The organism is Paratractidigestivibacter sp. (genome assembly GCF_963660155.1).
GTDB lineage: Bacteria > Actinomycetota > Coriobacteriia > Coriobacteriales > Atopobiaceae > Paratractidigestivibacter.
This window is the reverse complement of record NZ_CAVKWG010000050.1, coordinates 18,988-36,269: the sequence shown is the minus strand read 5'-3', so window position 1 is coordinate 36,269 and position 17,282 is coordinate 18,988. Positions and strand designations below refer to the sequence as shown.

14 protein-coding genes and 1 tRNA gene are annotated in these 17,282 nt (G+C 66.4%); 6 read left to right on the top strand and 9 right to left on the bottom strand.

Features of this window, described 5'->3' with window-relative positions; translation table 11 throughout:
- Positions 1-45 precede the first annotated feature (45 nt).
- Entirely contained in the window at positions 46-1,467 is a 1,422-nt protein-coding gene (gene uxaC, locus U5709_RS10440) for a glucuronate isomerase (protein ID WP_321970554.1), read from the bottom strand.
- A 313-nt stretch (positions 1,468-1,780) separates the two neighbouring features.
- Positions 1,781-2,869, bottom strand: a complete 1,089-nt coding sequence (locus U5709_RS10435; protein WP_321970555.1) for a LacI family DNA-binding transcriptional regulator — start codon at positions 2,867-2,869, stop codon at positions 1,781-1,783.
- A gap of 193 nt (positions 2,870-3,062) precedes the next feature.
- Here U5709_RS10435 and U5709_RS10430 point away from each other — a divergent pair, with 193 nt between their 5' ends.
- Positions 3,063-3,743 (top strand): DUF3990 domain-containing protein, encoded by a 681-nt coding sequence (locus U5709_RS10430; protein WP_321973351.1) that lies wholly within the window; start codon positions 3,063-3,065, stop codon positions 3,741-3,743.
- Positions 3,724-4,401, top strand: coding sequence for a helix-turn-helix transcriptional regulator (locus U5709_RS10425; RefSeq protein ID WP_321973350.1), 678 nt, complete (start codon positions 3,724-3,726; stop codon positions 4,399-4,401). Before U5709_RS10430 ends, U5709_RS10425 begins: the two co-directional genes overlap by 20 nt.
- 92 nt (positions 4,402-4,493) lie before the next feature.
- On the opposite strand, the gene uvrB is transcribed toward U5709_RS10425, so the two are convergent.
- Positions 4,494-6,707, bottom strand: a complete 2,214-nt coding sequence (gene uvrB / locus U5709_RS10420; RefSeq protein ID WP_321970558.1) for an excinuclease ABC subunit UvrB — start codon at positions 6,705-6,707, stop codon at positions 4,494-4,496.
- A gap of 138 nt (positions 6,708-6,845) precedes the next feature.
- On the opposite strand from uvrB, the gene U5709_RS10415 reads away from it, so the two are divergent.
- On the top strand, positions 6,846-9,140 hold the full coding sequence (locus tag U5709_RS10415) for a tetratricopeptide repeat protein (RefSeq protein ID WP_321973349.1): 2,295 nt from the start codon (positions 6,846-6,848) through the stop codon (positions 9,138-9,140).
- Positions 9,141-9,608: 468 nt separating this feature from the next.
- On the opposite strand, the gene U5709_RS10410 is transcribed toward U5709_RS10415, so the two are convergent.
- The 3 genes from U5709_RS10410 to U5709_RS10400 all read right to left on the bottom strand — a co-directional run bounded on the left by U5709_RS10410 (position 9,609) and on the right by U5709_RS10400 (position 11,009).
- A complete protein-coding gene (locus U5709_RS10410; protein ID WP_321973348.1) occupies positions 9,609-10,220 on the bottom strand; it encodes a lytic transglycosylase domain-containing protein in 612 nt (203 codons plus the stop codon).
- On the bottom strand, positions 10,210-10,839 hold the full coding sequence (gene coaE / locus U5709_RS10405) for a dephospho-CoA kinase (protein ID WP_321973347.1): 630 nt from the start codon (positions 10,837-10,839) through the stop codon (positions 10,210-10,212). Before coaE ends, U5709_RS10410 begins: the two co-directional genes overlap by 11 nt.
- Before the next feature lie 95 nt (positions 10,840-10,934).
- Positions 10,935-11,009 (bottom strand) — tRNA-Val (locus U5709_RS10400).
- A 198-nt stretch (positions 11,010-11,207) separates the two neighbouring features.
- On the opposite strand from U5709_RS10400, the gene U5709_RS10395 reads away from it, so the two are divergent.
- A complete protein-coding gene (locus U5709_RS10395) occupies positions 11,208-12,635 on the top strand; it encodes a Sapep family Mn(2+)-dependent dipeptidase (protein WP_321973346.1) in 1,428 nt (475 codons plus the stop codon).
- A gap of 122 nt (positions 12,636-12,757) precedes the next feature.
- Positions 12,758-14,092 carry an amidohydrolase family protein gene (locus U5709_RS10390; protein ID WP_321973345.1) on the top strand — a complete coding sequence of 445 codons (1,335 nt, stop codon included), beginning with the start codon at positions 12,758-12,760 and terminating at the stop codon, positions 14,090-14,092.
- Between the two features lie 115 nt (positions 14,093-14,207).
- On the opposite strand, the gene U5709_RS10385 is transcribed toward U5709_RS10390, so the two are convergent.
- From U5709_RS10385 to U5709_RS10375, 3 genes are read right to left on the bottom strand one after another with little or no spacing between them, the layout of a single operon-like run.
- Positions 14,208-15,449, bottom strand: coding sequence for a serine/threonine protein kinase (locus U5709_RS10385; protein ID WP_321971876.1), 1,242 nt, complete (start codon positions 15,447-15,449; stop codon positions 14,208-14,210).
- Between the two features lie 50 nt (positions 15,450-15,499).
- Positions 15,500-15,919: an XRE family transcriptional regulator gene (locus tag U5709_RS10380; RefSeq protein WP_321973344.1), complete on the bottom strand. Its 420-nt coding sequence runs from the start codon at positions 15,917-15,919 to the stop codon at positions 15,500-15,502.
- Between the two features lie 23 nt (positions 15,920-15,942).
- Positions 15,943-16,590, bottom strand: coding sequence for an FxLYD domain-containing protein (locus U5709_RS10375; RefSeq protein ID WP_321973343.1), 648 nt, complete (start codon positions 16,588-16,590; stop codon positions 15,943-15,945).
- Positions 16,591-16,747: 157 nt separating this feature from the next.
- On the opposite strand from U5709_RS10375, the gene U5709_RS10370 reads away from it, so the two are divergent.
- Positions 16,748-17,146: a pyridoxamine 5'-phosphate oxidase family protein gene (locus tag U5709_RS10370; RefSeq protein ID WP_321971873.1), complete on the top strand. Its 399-nt coding sequence runs from the start codon at positions 16,748-16,750 to the stop codon at positions 17,144-17,146.
- Positions 17,147-17,282: the final 136 nt, after the last annotated feature.

Below are 17,282 nucleotides of genomic sequence, written 5' to 3'. Positions count from 1 at the left end.
CTCTGTGTTGGAAAGTCGGGGTCGAATTCGTGGCTTACGGCGGAATTAGGCCTGCTCAAGCGGCATATTGAAGTAACGGACGGCGTTGTTGTAGCTGATGTCCTTGACAATCTCGCCCAACAGCTCGAAGTCGGCGGGGTACTTGCCGGCCTCGACCCACTCGCCCAAAAGGCCGCAGAGGACGCGGCGGAAGTACTCGTGACGCGGGTAAGAAAGGAAGCTGCGGGAGTCGGTGAGCATGCCCACGAAGTTGCCGAGGACGCCCTCATTGGCCAGCGCGGTCATCTGGTCGCGCATGCCGGTCTCGTTGTCGTTGAACCACCAAGCGGAGCCGTTCTGCATCTTGCCGGCGACGGGGGCCTCCTGGAAGCAAGCCATGACGGTGTCGATCATCCAGTTGTCGGAGGGGTTCAGGCTGTAGAGGATGGTCTTGGGCAGGCCGGACTTCTCCTGGATGGAACCGAGGAAGTCGGCGAGCTGGTCGGCCGGGGTGTAGTTGGAGATGCAGTCATAGCCGGTGTCGGGGCCGAGCTTGGCGAACATGGGCTTGTTGTTATCGCGCTTGCAGCCGAAGTGGAGCTGCATGGCCCAGCCGAGTCGCACGTACTCGCTGGCGAGGAACTGCATGAAGGCGGTCTTATACTGCAGGACCTCGTGCTCGGTCAGGGGCTCGGCGGCCAGGCCCTTCTGGAAGATGGCCTCGACCTCGGCCTCGGTGGCAGGGGCGTACATGACATAGTCGAGCGCGTGGTCGGAGGCGACGCAGCCAAGGGTGGCCACGAAGTCGTAGCGCTTGGCGATGGCAGCCTTGAGCTCGGCGTAGTTGGTGACGGGCAGCTCAGCCACGCCGGAGAGCTTCTTCATGTAGTCGGCGAACTCCTGGCCGCGCTCGATGCGAAGGGCGGCGTCCGGGCGCATAGCCGGCACGACCTTGACGTCGAAGGTGTCGTCGGCGGCGATCTTCTGATGCCACTCGAAGGAATCGGCGGGGTCGTCGGTGGTGCAGATCATGCGGACGTTGGAGCGGCGGATGAGCTCGCGGCAGCTGAACTCGGGCGTGGCGAGCTTGGCGTTGGCGAGGTCCCAGACCTCCTGGGCGGTCTTGCCGTTGAGGACGCCCTCGTAGCCAAAGAAGCGCTTGAGCTCGAGATGGCTCCACTCAAAGACGGGGTTTCCCACGCAGCGGCCGAGGGTCTCGGCCCACTTCTGGAACTTCTCGCGGTCGTCGGCATCCCCGGTGATATAGCGCTCGTCCACGCCATTGGCGCGCATGAGGCGCCACTTGTAATGGTCACCACCGAGCCAGACCTCAGTGATGGACTTGAAGGACTTGTTCTCCCAGATCTCCTGCGGGGAGATGTGGCAGTGGTAGTCGACGATGGGCATGTCCTGCGCGTAGTCGTGGAAGAGCTTCTCGCCGGCGGCGGTGCTCAGCAGGAAATCCTTGTCGTCCATGAAGTTCTTCATCGCTCGTTCCTCCCCGCGCCCGGCGGGCGCAACGGTTTTGGTGTTCGGCCGTATGGTAGCAATTAATGGGTGAACGTTCACCCGTAAGTTGGATAAACGTTCACTCAGCGGCAAAACCATGCCGTTGGGGGGAGACGCCGCCACAATCGCTACACGAAAGAGAACTGCGCTTCTGGTTATGGGAGGTGTCGCGGGGCCGAACCGGAAAACCCTGCAGCTGGGGTCACTTTTAGCCTCGAAAGTGACCCCAGCTGCAGGGTTCTTTATGACGTTCCGGACAACAGCCCGAACGGCCGCCCAAAAGGGCGAGAAACTAGGCCTCGACGCCGGCCAGACGACAGTATTGGTCGAGGTTGCTGCGGAAGACGAGCTCGACCGAGCCGCGCTGGACGCTCTGGGCAGGCGCCTCGCCCTTGAGCAGGCAGTTCCCGAGCATCTGCGCGCCTCGGTAGGCGATGCCTACCGGGTCCTTGTACACGATGTTCGTAAAGACGCCGCGGCGCATGGCCTCTGCGTTCTCGGGAAAGAGGTCGCTCGCGATGACGGAGACCTTGCCCGCCAAGCCGAGCTCCATCAGCGTGTCGGCCGTGACCTCGGAACCCACGGCAAAAACGCTGCAAACGAGACCCGGCACGTCGTCGGCCGCAAGAAGCGAGTGGAGTTGGGTGCGCAGCTCATCGACCTGGGCATGGGCGCCGTGCAGGTCGTAGACCGCGTAATCGAGCCCCCGCTCGTCAAAATAAGCGTGGAAGGCGCGGGCCACGTCGGCGTGCGAGTCGGTGTGGGGGTCGCCCGCGAGCAGCAGGACCTTCTTTGCGCCGCGTACGCCAGGCAGGAGGTTCACGGCCTGCTCGGCCATAAGGTTGCCGGCCTCCGCATAGGCCGCGACGGTCGCGCCAAGCCGGCCCGTATGCGGGCGGTCGCCGTCGACCAACACGAGCGAGGCGCCCGCCTCGGCGATGCTCGTCACGAGCTCACAGGTACCGTCCTCGACAGGCGCATAGGCGATCACACCGTCGGGAACCCGCCCCTCCTCACACTCGGCGAGCACCTGCGAAAGGACTTTTTGGTAGCTGCCAATCTCGAAGGGGCGCAGCTCGAAGACCATACCGTGGTCACGGGTCTCGGCGGCATAGCGCTCGATGCCACGCCAAAGGTAGGCGAAGTAGAAGCTGCCCTCCTGCTCTGAGGACGGCAGGCACACGACGACGCGCAGGTCGCGGCGGCGCAGGATCGAGGCGCTCTCGTTGCGGCGATACCCCATCTCCTCGGCACACTGCATGATTTGCGCGCGAACGGCGTCGGACACGCCGGGTTTGTTGGAAATCGCCTTGTGTACGGTATTCACCGAGACGCCGACCTTGGCGGCGATGTCTTTCATGGTCACGCGAGAGCTGCTCATGGAAATACCTCGGGGTACTGGGCTTTGGTAAGAACGGTTCAATATCTTAGCGTTAGCCGCATGTTGGAGCACCTGTATTCGAGCATCATTCGCGCACGAAGGGCGACGAGCCGGGCATTGCGCCGGCGACGAGTTTACGTTGTCCGATGATATGCCCATGTGGGAGTACTTATCGAGCAGGAAGGAGGTAGCCTTGGTCAAGCGCATCTATCGCGGATCGGCCGCGCGCATCGAGCAGCCCGTGTTCGGCGCGGGCAACCCGTCAAACGACTACGGCTTGGGGTTTTATTGCACCGAGAGCCTGGATCTCGCGCTGGAATTGGCCGTCGACGACGAGCGGGGCGGGTTCGCGAACGCCTACGACATCCAAATGGACGGGCTCGACGTGCTCGACCTCAGCGCCGGGGGCACCTGCTGCGACCTGCAATGGCTCGCCGTCCTGCTCGAGAACCGGACCTTCGACACCGCGTCCGTCCTTGCGCGAGAAGAAAAGGACTTCCTGCTCGCGAACTTTCTTCCCGACTACCGCGACCGCGACGTCATCGTCGGGTACCGCGCCGACGACAGCTACTTTGCCTTCGCGCAGGACTTCATCAGCGGTGGCATCTCGTATCGCCAGCTCGGAAACGCCATGCGCCTCGACGAGCTCGGGCTGCAGTTCGTCGTGAAGAGCCGCCGCGCGTTCGAGCGGCTCGAGTTCGTGGAGGCCGTTGCCGCGCGCAGCGATGAATGGGCGGCATCGAGGCGCGCCCGCGATGCACAGGCGCGCCACGCCTACCTCGACGCGGAGCGGCACCGCAGGCAGCGCGGCGACCTGTTCATCGCGCAGATCATCGACGAGGAGATGAGGCTCGATGACCCCCGCCTACGATGAGGTGTACCTCGCGGGGGCCAGGCAGGCGCTCGGACGGGCGCTCGACTACGCGACGTGCGACTGCGGAATGGAACTCAATACGTTCTACCAGGCGTTTCTTGCTTCACGGTATGCGGGTATGCTCGAGCGCGGAGACTTCAGGGTAACCGCCGGCATGTCAGGCATCGAACTCGCGCGGCGAATCGCGGCGGAGGCGGGCCTGGAGACGAGCGGGGCGGCCGCACTCCCCGACCCGTCCGAACGAACCGGCCGCGGCGCCGAGTACTGGGCCGGCTGGGCGCTCGCCTGGTATCAATGGAAGACCACTGCGACCTTCGCGGAAATCGACGGCGTCGTGCCTATCGAGCGCGTCGTCGGCCTCTATTCGCCCTACCACGAGATGGACATCACCGCGTTCGGCGCCAAGATGGACGCCCTTCATCGAGAAGCCCGGCCAGAAACGGAGCTCAAGCGGCGCAGGCGCATGGTCGGTCTTACCCAAAAGAATCTCTCGGAGCGCTCAGGCGTCCCGCTGCGGAGCATCCAGCGGTACGAGCAGCGGCAGAAAGACATCAACAAAGCAAGCTTCGACACCGTGGTCGCACTCGCCGTCGCTCTGTACTGCCCAAACCCGCTGCAGCTCATGGAGCGCGTGCCCGCCGCGCCGGACCAGCGCTAGGCCCAAGGCAAGGCCTGTCCCAAAACTGCAGCGGTTTGGGGACTGTCCCCTTTCCGCAGCGGTTTGGGGACTGTCCCCTTTTTGCAGGGGCGCTAGCCCTTGGGCTTCCAGCGGCGGCGGGTGGCGTGGGCACTGCCCTTGCGTGCGCCGGCCTTGAGGCGGGCCATGACGTCGTCCGCGCTCGTGCCCTCCAGACGCGTCTTCACCTCGACGAGCTGGTCGCGGGCCGCGGCGGCGCGCTCGAAGTCCATCTCCTCGGAGGCACGTGTCATCTCGGTCTGGAGCCCCGCCGCCAGCTCCTCGAGCTCCGCGCGCGTAAGCTCGCCCAGGTCGAGCACGTGGCGATCCTCGGGCGCGCCCTGCTCATCGGCCCCCTCCCCCGACGCCGTGTAGAACGCGCCGTGCCCCAGCTCGTCGCCGCGGCTGCGCTTGCGCTTGCCCACGTTGTCGTCGGCCTCGGCGATAAACGCGCTGATGTCGTTGATGGCCTTGTGCACCGTCTTGGGCACGATGCCGTGCTCGGCGTTGTAGGCCTGCTGCAGCTCGCGGCGGCGCGCCGTCTCGTCGATGGCCACGCGCATGGAGTCGGTGATCACGTCGGCATACATGATGACCTGGCCTTTTGCGTTTCTTGCCGCGCGGCCCATGGTCTGGATGAGCGAGCGGCGGTTGCGAAGGAACCCCTCTTTATCGGCGTCGAGGATGGCCACGAGGCTCACCTCGGGGATGTCTAAGCCCTCGCGCAAAAGGTTGATGCCCACGAGCACGTCGATGCGGCCCTCGCGCAGGTCGCGGATGATCTCCACGCGGTCGAGCGTCGCCGTGTCGGAGTGCATGTAGTTCACGCGCACGCCCTCGTCGAGCAGGTGGTCTGTCAAATCCTCGGCCATCCGCTTGGTGAGGGTCGTGACCAGCACGCGTTCCTTCTTGGCCACGCGGGTCTTGATCTCGTCGATAAGGTCGTCGATCTGCCCCTCGATGGGCCGCACCTCCACCTCGGGATCGAGCAACCCCGTCGGGCGGATGATCTGCTCCACGCGCTGCTGCGAGGCGGCCTCCTCGTAGTCGCCGGGGGTCGCGCTCACGTAGATGAACTGCGGCACGCGGCCCTCGAACTCGTCGAAGCGCAAAGGGCGGTTGTCCAGCGCCGACGGCAAGCGAAAACCGTGCTCTACCAGCGTGATCTTGCGCGAGCGGTCGCCTTCGTGCATGCCGCGGATCTGCGGCACCGTCACGTGGCTCTCGTCGATGATGCACAGCATGTCGGACGGGAAGTAGTCGATGAGCGTGTAGGGCGGCTCGCCCGGCTTGCGACCGTCCAGGTGGCGCGAGTAGTTCTCGATGCCGTTGCAGAAGCCCATGGTCTCGAGCATCTCGAGGTCGTAGGCCGTGCGCTGAGAGAGGCGCTGGGCCTCGAGCAGCTTGTCGGCGGCCTTGAGCTCGGCCACACGACCCTCGAGCTCCTCGGATATGGTCCTGAGGGCGCGCCCGACCTTGGGCCGCTCCGTGACGTAGTGCGACGCCGGCCAGATGGGGATCGCGTCGAACTCGCGCACGACCTCGCCCGTCACGTTGTCCACCTCGGCGATCAGCTCCACCTCGTCGCCAAAGAAGCTCACGCGAAGCGGGTTCTCGGCGTAGGGCGGAAAGACGTCCACGGTGTCGCCCCGGACGCGGAACGTGCCGCGGCCGAGGTCGTAGTCGTTGCGGTCGTACTGGATGTCGATAAGGGCCTTTATGAGGTCGTCGCGCTCAAGCGGCTCGTCCTTGCTCACGTTTGGCGCGAGGCCCGCGTAGTCCTGCGGGCTGCCGATGCCGTAGATGCAGGAGACCGACGCGACCACGATGACGTCGCGGCGCGAGAGCAGGCTCGAGGTTGCCTGGTGGCGGAGCTTCTCGACCTCCTCGTTGATAGAGGAGTCCTTCTCGATGTAGGTGTCCGTCTGCGGGACGTAGGCCTCGGGCTGGTAATAGTCGTAGTAAGAGACGAAGTAGACGACGGCGTTGTTGGGGAAGAACTCGCGCATCTCGGAGGCGACCTGCGCGGCCAGGGTCTTGTTCGGCTCCATGATGAGGGTCGGGCGGTTCAAGGCCTCGATGGTCTTCGCCATGGTGAAGGTCTTGCCGGAGCCAGTGACGCCCATGAGCGTCTGATAGCGCAGGCCGTCCTCGACGCCTTGGGCGAGCTTGGCGATGGCCTGGGGCTGGTCGCCCGCCGGCTCGTAGGGGGAAGAGACGCGGAGGGCCTCGCCCCCGCCCTTGCGCCCGAAGCGCTTGAGTTCGCCGCCGAACCGCTCGTCTGCCATGCCGCGCCCCTCTCGTCCCCTGAACTCGTGCAACTGTACCAGCAATTCGAACAGCCGGGCCCGTGCGGCTGCGGCTTGGATAGAATAAGGGCATCTGGTTCGCATTGTGAGGTTGTTTTGGCAGATAAACGCAGGCATATGGCTCTTGACGCAATCCGCGCGCTCCTGGCACGCGCGGGGCGGCGGGCACAGGCCGGCGAAGGCAGTGCGGCGCAGGACGACGGCGCGGCGGGCGTGAGCAGCGAGGCGCAGGCCGTGGGCGCCGTCGGCAAAGCCGATACCGACGGCGCGGGCACTCTCGGCAAAGCCGAGGCCGCGCCCGCCCACGAGGTTGCGGCTGCACCCGAGGCCGCGACGGCCGAGCCCGAGGCCACGCCCGCCCACGAGGCTGCCCCGAGCCCCTGGGACGAGACCGACGTCCTCATCCTGCGCAGCAACGACGTGATCGCGAGCCTCGCCGACCTCGTGCGCCACGGCGACGCACCCACCGAGCTGCACGAGGCCGTCGAGCGCACAGGCCTTCTGAGCTGGAAAAACGCCCCTCGCGCCGAAGCCAAGCGCCTGCGCCGCAGCGGCCAGTGGCGGCTTTGGGCGGACGACGGCATAAGCGACGAGGCCTACGACCAGATGGTGGCCACGGAGCTCGCCCTCAACCTGGCGGACGACATCCGTTACGGGGTCGATTGCCTGGGCGACGACGCCGGCTTCGGCGAGCGCGCCGAGGCGCTCCTGCGTGCCGTGCTCCGCATGGAGCCACTCGGCATCCCCGACGAGGCGACGAGTTTCTTTGCGCAAGGCGCCGAGGAGGGCGGCGAGTGGGCCGCGCGCCTCTCGCTCGCCGAGTTCGCCCAAAGCCTGCCCACGCCCCTGCGCGTCGACATGGAACTGCAGGTCAACGTGGCAGACGGCATCGCCGTGGCCGATATCGAGGTCCCGCGGCCGGACGTGTTCGCGTGCGTCTCGGGCGACGCGTCCGCCCGCGCGGCGCACGCTCGCAGCTATGCGATGCGCCTGTGCCTCGCCCTCGGCCGCGGCGCGTTCGGCGCGAGCGGCCGCATCGAGCGCGTGGTGGTCAACGGCCACGAGCACGGCACCCGCACGCCCGTGATCAGCGTGGACCTCACCGCCGGCGGCCTCGAGCGCCTGGCTGCGGAGGTCGCGGACGCGCCCACAGGCGAGCTCCCGCGAGGCCTCGGCATCCGTTGGTTTGCCAGCGCCGACGGCCAACTCTGCCCTGTCGACCCCTTCATGGCCGTATGGGATGAGGGCGTAGCACCCCTCTCGCGCTGGAGCGGATTTGAGCTGACCAACAAGCCCGTAAGCGACTCACTTGCCAAAGCGACCAAAGCGAACACCTACGATGACCTGGCCATTAACGAGAAGTCCGTGCGCATCAAGGCATGGAACGAGGCGACGGGCTGGCTGGGATACAGCACGCGCCGCGCCGTCGCCGCCTTCGAGGCGAGGCGCCGCCGCGCGACCGACCTCACGGTCGCGGACGCCTGCGAGCGCGTGAGCCGGGCGCTCGTCTCGGGCGATGTGGACGTGTTCGACCGCCAGTCGATGGCGCTTCTCTTTGTTGAGGGAGGCGAGCTCACGCGCGCCGTTACCGACGTGGCCTGCCAGCTGAACGCGCGGCCCGGGCACACGGAAGAGGAGCTCGTCTGCGCCCTGCGCCGCCTCGACGAGGCGCTCGAGCCGGCGCAGCAGACCGCCCGCTACGAGGACGACACGCGAAACGTCTTTCGCTTCTTCAACTCGGTGCCCGAGCGCATCGTGTACAACCAGACCGTCGACGATCACGGCCGTGAGCTGCGGCTCGTTCCCGACGAGTACTATGCCGCGCACACCCAGGCCACCGTGATTCTCACCGCCTTGGGCCGCCACGAAGAGGCGCTCGCCCACGCCAACGAGCTCGTGCGCGTGGCGCCCGTCACACCCGACGCGACCCTCACGCGCGTCCGCGTGCTCGAGGAGCTCTCGCGCATCTACGAGGCCGAGGCCGCGCTCAAGGAGGCCATCGGCTTCGCAAGCTGCCTGCACGACCTGGCCGTCTGCGTTTATCGGCTGGCATTTATGGAGTGGAAGCTCGGCCGCGGGCAGCTAAGCGTGGCCTGCTACCAGCGCGCCGCCGAGCTGCACTCGAGCGTGCGCGAGCGGGCGGTCAAGGAGCTGCGCGACGTGCTCCGCGCGGGCGACGGCCTGCATCGCATGACCAACGAAGAGGCGCACCGGGCGATTCTGGACGCTGGGCTGCCGCTGGGCGACGTCGAGCGGATCCGCACGATGGCCCGCGACGCGGCCGTGGCCTGCGCGGATGCCGGGCTGCTCGGGGCAGCGCGCCCGCTCGTCGGCGTGCTGCTCGAAGCCGAGCAAGACGACGTCCTCATGGACGTCTACGGCTCGCTCGTCCCCGTGCACCCCGGCAACTAGCGCCTCGCGGCGTCGGGCGCGCCCCGAATTCGCGCCGTCCAGCAACCAGCTCCCCTTCCGCGCCCCGAATCGGCGCCACCCAGCAACCGGCCGCCCCTTCGCGCCCCGAATCGGCGCCATCCAGCAATCCCACGTTACTGGACGGCGCGGTTTCGGGGCTCGCGGCGGGCGGGCGTTGCTGGACGGCGCAGTTTTGGGGCTCGTGGCCCGCGACACGCCCACCGGAGCCCTACCCTGCGCCCTCTTTTTTGCGGTTGTGGCCTTGCGGCAGCTCGGCGAGCCCGCCAATTGACGGCTGTGGCTACTCTTGGCAGCAAATAGCCCTCTTCTTTACGTTTGTGACCACGACCGATAGCCACAAACGCAAAGAAGAGGGCAAGGTACGAAGTCCCGTAGCCACAACCGTCAAATCCCTGGCTCCTCAGGCGACGCGAGCGCAGAGCCCGGCCCCCCCGCGGCCGCCAACTCCTACTCGGTGCCCGCCCGTAGGGTCAGGCCATTGGGATAGCTCTTCTGGTAGCCCTCGTAAGCGGCCTTCACGCGCTCGAAGTAGTACTTCGTCTCGGAATAGCCCACATTCTCGGGCACCGAGCCGCCCTCCTCGAGCCACTTCTGCACCGCGCCGAGGCCGGCGTTGTACGCGCAGATAACCTCGTCTTCCGAGCTCAGCTCGTTCTGCAGAATGCCTAGGTAGGCGCAGCCATACTCGATGTTTACCGCACCGTCGGTCAGATCGCCCGCATCATAGGCCGCCCCGTCCACGAGCCCGCGCTCGGCAAGCTCCGCGGCCGTCGTCGGCATGACCTGCATGAGGCCCACAGCGCCCGCGCCCGACTCCGCCGCCTCATTCCAGTTGGACTCGCACTTGGCCACCGCGGCCACGAGCAGCGGGTCGACGCCGTGGCGCGCGGACGACTCCTCGATCTGCTCGGCGTACTTGACCGGATAGAAGACCTGCGCAACCAGCGTCGTCGGTGACGCCGCGAGCGTGGCCGACGCGGCCAACGCGATCACCAGCACGAGCATGGGCAGCACGCGAAACCAGCGTAAGAAGCGCGTCGGGTCCTTCTTACTCGCCATCGTTCGCCTCCCATCCGTTGGCCTCGCGGGCCACCCACCAAGCATCGATTCGCGCAGCCAAGTCTGACGGGCCGCCCGTGTTGTCCAGAATCGTCGTCGCATGCTCGCGCAGGTACCCGTCGCTTGGCTGGTTCGCGACGCGGCGGTCGAAGTCCACAGCTTCCATCCCCCGCCCAATCGCGCGAACGCGCCGCAGCTCAAGCGGGCAATCGACCACCAAGACCTCGTCGGCGAAGTCGAGCATCGACTCCATGCGGTCGAGCAGCGGCACCTCAACGACGCAGACGGCGGGCGAGGTCTGCCCGCACGGTCCGCCCTCGAGCGCATGGACGAGCAGCTCGCGGATGTATGGCAGCTCAATCGCCTCGAGGCGGGCCGCGGACTCGGCGTCCGCGAAGGCCCTCTTGGCAAGAAGCCCGCGCATCAGCGCGCCCGACGCCGCGTCGACGAGGTCCTCGCCGAACGCGTCGGCCACCTCGGCCACACACGGGCTGCCCGGCTCGAGCACCGCGCGCGAAAGCCGGTCGAGGTCGATCCGCCACGCGCCGCGCCGCTCGAGCGCGCGGCCGACGGTCGATTTTCCCGAGGCGATTCCCCCGGCGAGAAATACGGTGTACATTGCGTTGCCCTTTGCTACGGTTAAGGTGTGTTCAGAGCGTTGCGGTACCGGTCTAAAAAACGACCCGCCGGCGAACCGACGGGCCGTTGAATGTATGGTGGGCGTTACAAGATTTGAACTTGTGACCTCTTCCGTGTCAGGGAAGCGCTCTCCCCCTGAGCTAAACGCCCGAAGCTTGGGGTGCGCGTTTTGCGCAAGGAGTAATATATCGAAGCCTGCGCGCCGATGCAAGCTCTTTTTGAAAAAAATTCTCTCACCCGCCGACAATCGCGCGCAGTCGGCGCAATGGCGGCGCGGCAGCATAACGTGCCGCTCCCCCGCGCGGTAAGATGTGACCCGTCAAAACACATCGCCTACGAGGAGGAAACATGGACGAACAGCAGCTCAAGCGCGACGTCGACGCCTACGTCGACGAGATCTGGGAGGACGCCGTAGAGGACATCCGCACCCTGGTAAAGATCGAGTCCGTCGAGGACCGCGCGCACGCCGAGCCCGGCAAGCCCTGGGGCCCGGCCGCAAACGTGGCGCTTGTTGCCGCCGAAAGAATCGCCGAGCGCCTGGGCCTTGCCGTCACCGACCTCGACGGCTACATCGGCTACGCCGACCTCGCCGGCGCCTCAGACGCCTGCATCGCCACCATCGCCCACACCGACATCGTGCCGCTCGGCCTCGGCTGGAACTTCCCCGCGCTCGACGTCACGCGCAAGGACGGCTACCTCATCGGCCGCGGCGTGCTGGACGACAAGGGACCCTTCATCCTGTCGCTTTACGCCGCGCACTTCTTCGCGCGCCGGGTCGAGGCCACGGGCGAGAAGCTCCCCTACACCCTGCGCTGCATCATCGGCAACAACGAGGAGACCTCCATGGGCGACGTGCCCGTCTACCTCGAGCGCTGCGGCGAGCCGGCGTTCTGCTTCTCTCCCGACGCCGACTTCCCGCTGATCTGCGGCGAGAAGGGCATCACCCAAGGCCAGTTCCGCACCGCCGAGGCCGCGGCCGACGGCAGAATCGTCGAGCTCGACGGCGGCACCGTGGCCAACGCCATTCCCGGCCTCGCGACCGCCCTCGTGCGTGCCGACGCCGCAGCGCTCCCGGCAGCCGAGAACATCGAGGTCGAGCCTGCAGGCGAGGGCCTCGCGCGCATCAGCGCCCACGGCATCGGCGGCCACGCCTCGATGCCCGCCGGCACCGCGAACGCCATTGGCCTTCTTGCCCGCTACCTCCTGGACGCCGGTCTCGTGGACGACGCCAGCCGCGCCTTCGTCGAGCTGCAGCGCGAGCTCACCGAGGACACCGACGGCACCCACACCGGCATCGCCTCGTGCGACGACAAGTTCGGGCCTCTCACCTGCATCGCCGGCACCGTGCGCACCGTCGACGGCCACTTTGTGCAGACCATCGACTCGCGCTACCCCACGAGCACCACGGGCGACGCCATCGCCGCGCGCATGGGCGAGCTCGCGGCCGCCCATGGCTGCGCCTACACCAAGCTCGAGGACAAGGTCCCCTTCTACATCGACCCCGAGTGCCCCGAGATCTCGACCCTGCTGACCACCTACAGCGAGTACACCGGCAAGAAGGCCGAGGCCTTCTGCATCGGCGGCGGCACCTACGCGCGCAAGTTCAAGCGCGCCTGCGCCTTCGGCCCGCACGAGAACAACCCCGACGAGCCCGCCTGGGTCGGCATGGAGCACGGCGCCGACGAGGGCATCTCGGAGGCCGACCTCAAGCGCGCGCTCAAGATCTACATCGTGAGCATCGCCCGCCTCATGCAGCTCGACCTCGAAAGCAAGTAAACAAGCACGGCCCGCGGACGCCGGAGGCCGGCGACTGAACGAACGCCTCGGAGCAGCCCCCACAAGACGATTGACGGCCGCCTCGGAGCAGAACGGCGACGGATCTCTACAAAGGAGAGGATGTGGCTCACCACAAGCAGGAGTCCTACGCGCTGATAAACGCCACGCTGCTGGACGGCAGCGAGGGCATGGAGCCGCAGGCGAACATGGCCGTCATCACCGACGGGCAGAAAATCTCGTGGGTCGGTCCTTCCACCTGCGCGCACGTGCCGGCCGGCACCAGCACCATCGACCTCGCGGGCGCCTACCTCATGCCCGGCCTCATCAACATGCACGTCCACCTCTGCGGCTCCGGGAAACCCATCTCCAGCGGCAACGCCGGCAGCATCATGGGCAAGCTTGACAACCCGGTCGGCCACCTCGTGATAAAGAAGATCCTCAGCGGCAGCGCTCAGCAGCAGCTCGCGAGTGGCGTGACCACCATCCGCGACGCCGGCGACCCGCTCTACGGCGACCTCATGGCGCGCGACGCCGTGGAGTCCGGCCGCATGGAGGGCCCGCGCATCGTCGCCGCGGGCACGGGCATCACGGTGCCGAGCGGGCACGGCGCGGGGCTCTTCGCCCAGGTGGCGAACTCGCCTGCGGAGGCCGCCGCCATGGTGCGCGACCTCTTTGCCCGCAACGTCGACGTCATCAAATTGTTTATCACCGGAGGCGTGTTCGACGCCACGGTCGCAGGCGAGCCGGGCGTCGTGAAGATGTCGCTCGAGATGGCGAGCGCCGCCTGCGCCGAGGCTCACCGCCTGAACCTGCCCGTCATGGCGCACGTCGAGTCCACCGAGGGCGTCCGCCTCGCGCTTGCGGCCGGCGTGGACACCGTGGAGCACGGCGCGGCCATGGACGACCAGATCCTCGAGCTCTACCGCGGCTCCGCGCGCACTCAGCTCCCCGGCCGCGCACCGTCTGTGACCTGCACGATCTCGCCTGCGCTGCCTTTCTGCAAGCTTCCGCCCGAGAAGACCCGCTCCACCGAGGTGCAAAAGATCAACGGCGACATCGTGTGCGACGGCATCGTCAGAAGCGCCAAGCAGGCCCTGGCCGCCGGCATCCCCGTGGGCCTCGGCACCGACTCGTCGTGCCCGTACGTGACCCAGTACGACATGTGGCGCGAGCTCGCCTACTTTGCCAAGTACGTCGGGGCGAGCAACGCGTTTGCCCTGCACACGGCCACGCAGGTAAACGCCCGCCTGCTCGGGCTCGGCGACGTCTGCGGCGCCGTGGCGGCCGGCTACGACGCCGACCTTATCGTCTGCGAGAAGAACCCGCTCGACGACCTCTCGGCCCTGCGCGACGTGAGCCGCGTCTTTGCCCGCGGCCATCTTGTGCGCCGCGCCCGCGTGAAGCACCTCGCTGAGCTCGACGCCGAGCTGGACGCCATCATGGCCATGCCCGCGTAGCCTGCCTTTTGCGGACACACCTTTTGCGGACAGAAGGGACAGTCCCTTTGTCCGCAAAAGGTGTGTCCCCTTTCCGCAGCGGTTTGGGGACTGTCCCCTTTCCGCAGCGGGGCGGTTACCGGCCGAGGCCCGCAAGGACGAACCAAACGACGGTAAGAAGCGAGAACGCGAGGCCCAGCAGCGCTATGGCCTCCCCCTTCGTGTGGTCGCGGAAGAACGCGACGTTCTCCTCGAGCCAGCGTTTGTTCATGAGCACATAGGCGATGAGCGTAAAAAGCCCCGGCATCCACAGCAGGTACCCCACGATGTTGAACACGGGATGATCTTCCATGTTCGTGTCGGGCGAGAAAGGCAGCGTGACGCACATAACGGTGAACAAGGCCCAGATGGGAAGCACGATGACGTTGCGCGGGGTAATGAGACGGGCGGTCTTCTTGGCGAGCGGGGCGTCGGGTTCGGGCTCCGCCGCATCATCGTCGGCCTCGTTGCGCGCGGCCTTATCGGCAGTCGCTCGCGCCGCCTCGAGCAGGGCGTCGCGCAGCTCGCGCACCGACTGGTAGCGCTCCTCGGGGTCCAGCGCGCACGCCTTGGCGATAACCTTGCGCCACACGGCGTTGACCTGCGATCGGTTGAACTCGCGGGCGCGGTCCTCGGGCTCCGGGTCGCGCGCGACGAGGCAAAAGAAGGCCAACATGCCGAGGGCGTACACGTCGCTTCTCACATCGGTCTGGCCGAAGCCGAACTGCTCGGGCGGGGCGTAGGCGCGCGTGCCGAAGTGCGTCGTGTCGGCGGTCGCGTCGACCTGCCACTCCCGCGCGATGCCGAGGTCGATAAGCACCGGCGTCGCGGGCTCGGCCTCGGGGCAGATGACGTTGCCCGGGGTGATATCGCGGTGAATAACGGGCACGTCAAAGCCCTCATGGAGCTCGATAACCGCGCCGCATACGGCGGGCATGAGAAGTCCCGCGAGCGCCCATCGGTCGGCGGCGCGGGCCGACTCGACAACCTCGCGCAGGCTCGCGCCGGCCACGTGCTCCATAAGGACCTCGGCCATGCCGTCCTTCTCGGCGATGCTCACGACGCGCGGGAGCTGACGGAAACGTTTGCCGGCGCTCTGGGCATCATACAGGATCCGGTAGACGCCGCCGAGGCCGGAGTCCTTCTGTATAAGCTTGCGAACGTAGGGCCCGAGCTCGCCGCCGCCGGAAACTCGCAGGTAGACGAGCTGCGTCGTCTCGGCAGCAGAGACCTTGAGGACCTCTTCCACCCGATAAGCGCCCGGGGCCTTCGCGGCCTCGGGCGCCTCGAGCCGAGCTGCCAGCTCGTCGTGGATCGAATCTGTGGTCTGGGCGTCCATGCCCCTTATGGTAGCGGACAGCTCAGGCGAGCGGCGGCTGCGCGTGGCCGCTAGCAAAGCGTCTCTTCGCCGAAGCGGTAGAGCTCCTCGTTCACCTTCTGCAGCGAGCAGCCGCGGTCCAGACAAAAGATGATGATCGCGTCGCGCCGGTCCTTGCTGTAGAGGCCGCTCACGCCGGCCGCCTCGAGCGCGCGGTCGCATTCGCGCAGGCTGAGCGCCATGGCAAAGGCAATCTGCAGGACCTTATTGCGGCTCGGGTTGCGCGCCCCGGTAAAGATCTGGTAGCCAAACGTCTCGTTGAGGTTGGCCATGCGCACGACCTCGGAGCGCTTGAGGCGCTTCTCGGCGAGCAGACCGTTGAGGTAATCGCAAAGGCTGCGGTGACCGAGCCCGTTGCCCTCGACGAACTCGTCGAGGCTCGGCGCCTCAAGCAGCTCGCCCAAGAGCTCCTCAGTGAGTTTCTCGGCCATCGTCGCCTCCAAGTCGCAGTTGCCTACCAGGCGCTGACCTCGCTGAACTTCCACGTCGCAATCTCGTCGGCGCTCTTGAGGGTCGAGGCCTCGAACTTCCAGGTGCCGCCGTCATCCAGGTTGCTCGTGTTGGCAAAGGCGGTGCCGATCTGGTTGCCGTCGGCGTCGAATAAGGTATAGCTTACCTGCACGTAGTTCTGCTTGGCGCCGGACTTGTTCGTGTAGATGCCGACGATCTTGCAGTTGTAGGCGTCCGTGACGAACTCCTCGCCCTCGATGGAGTACTTCGCGGCGTCGCCGGAGGCGGGCTCGGTGCCTGTCGCGGCCGCGTCGGTGCCGGTCACGCTGGAGCCGCTGGAGCTCGAGACGGCGCCCTTGGTCGCCTCGTCGATGGCCTTCGAATAGGCGCTCTGGGTAGCGAGCACGATGGCGCAGGCTATCACGCACACGAGCAGCGACGCGATGGCCATAGCCTTGCCCGACTTCTTGCCGCGCAGGGTGCCAACAAGGCCGACGATGCCGAACACGATGCCGATGAGGACAAAGAAAAACGAGAAGTTGTTGACGATGGGCACCCACGAGCTCACGAGGCCGATGATGCCCAAAACAAGGGCGACGATGGCCGCGGCGGACTTGGGCTGGGGCTGCGACATGCTGTTTTGATCGCTCATAACGCTTCCTTCTTTCCTTAAGGCATGCTGACAACGCCCATGATAAGAAGCGCGCACTGCGATTTCATTAGCTCGGAGCTAAGGTCTTTTGGCCGCGCAGCCGTGCGGCCGCGCCGAGTAGAATGTGGCTATCGCACCCAACCAGAAAGGAACCACCATGGACGAGGTCCTCGCTTATCTGAAGGCAAACCCTACGTACTTCCTGGCCACCGTCGACGCCGAGGGCAACCCGCAAGTGCGCCCGTTCGGCACCGCCACGCTCTTTGAGGGCAAGATCTACTTCCAGACCGGCAAGGTCAAGGCCGTGAGCCGCGAACTGATGGCCCACCCGCGCTGCGCCATCTGCGACATGGGCAAGGACGGTTCCTGGCTGCGCATCGACGCCGACGCCGTGGAGGACGACCGCAACGAGGCGCGCCAGGCGGTTCTCGACGACAACCCCGGCCTCAAGAAAATGTATGCCGCCGACGACGGGAACACGCAGGTCTTCTACTTTGCCAACGCCCACGCGACCATCAGTTCCTTTACCGCCGAGACCAAGACGTTCGAGTTTTAGGGGGTCGCTGGCAAGCTGCTGGCTCAACCGCGCGTTTACCGTTCACGGGACTCGAACATCGTTAATTGATAAACGAGCCGCAGGAAGCGCCCGGAATCGTATGGCTAGGAACACGCGCGACACTTACGCCTACCGA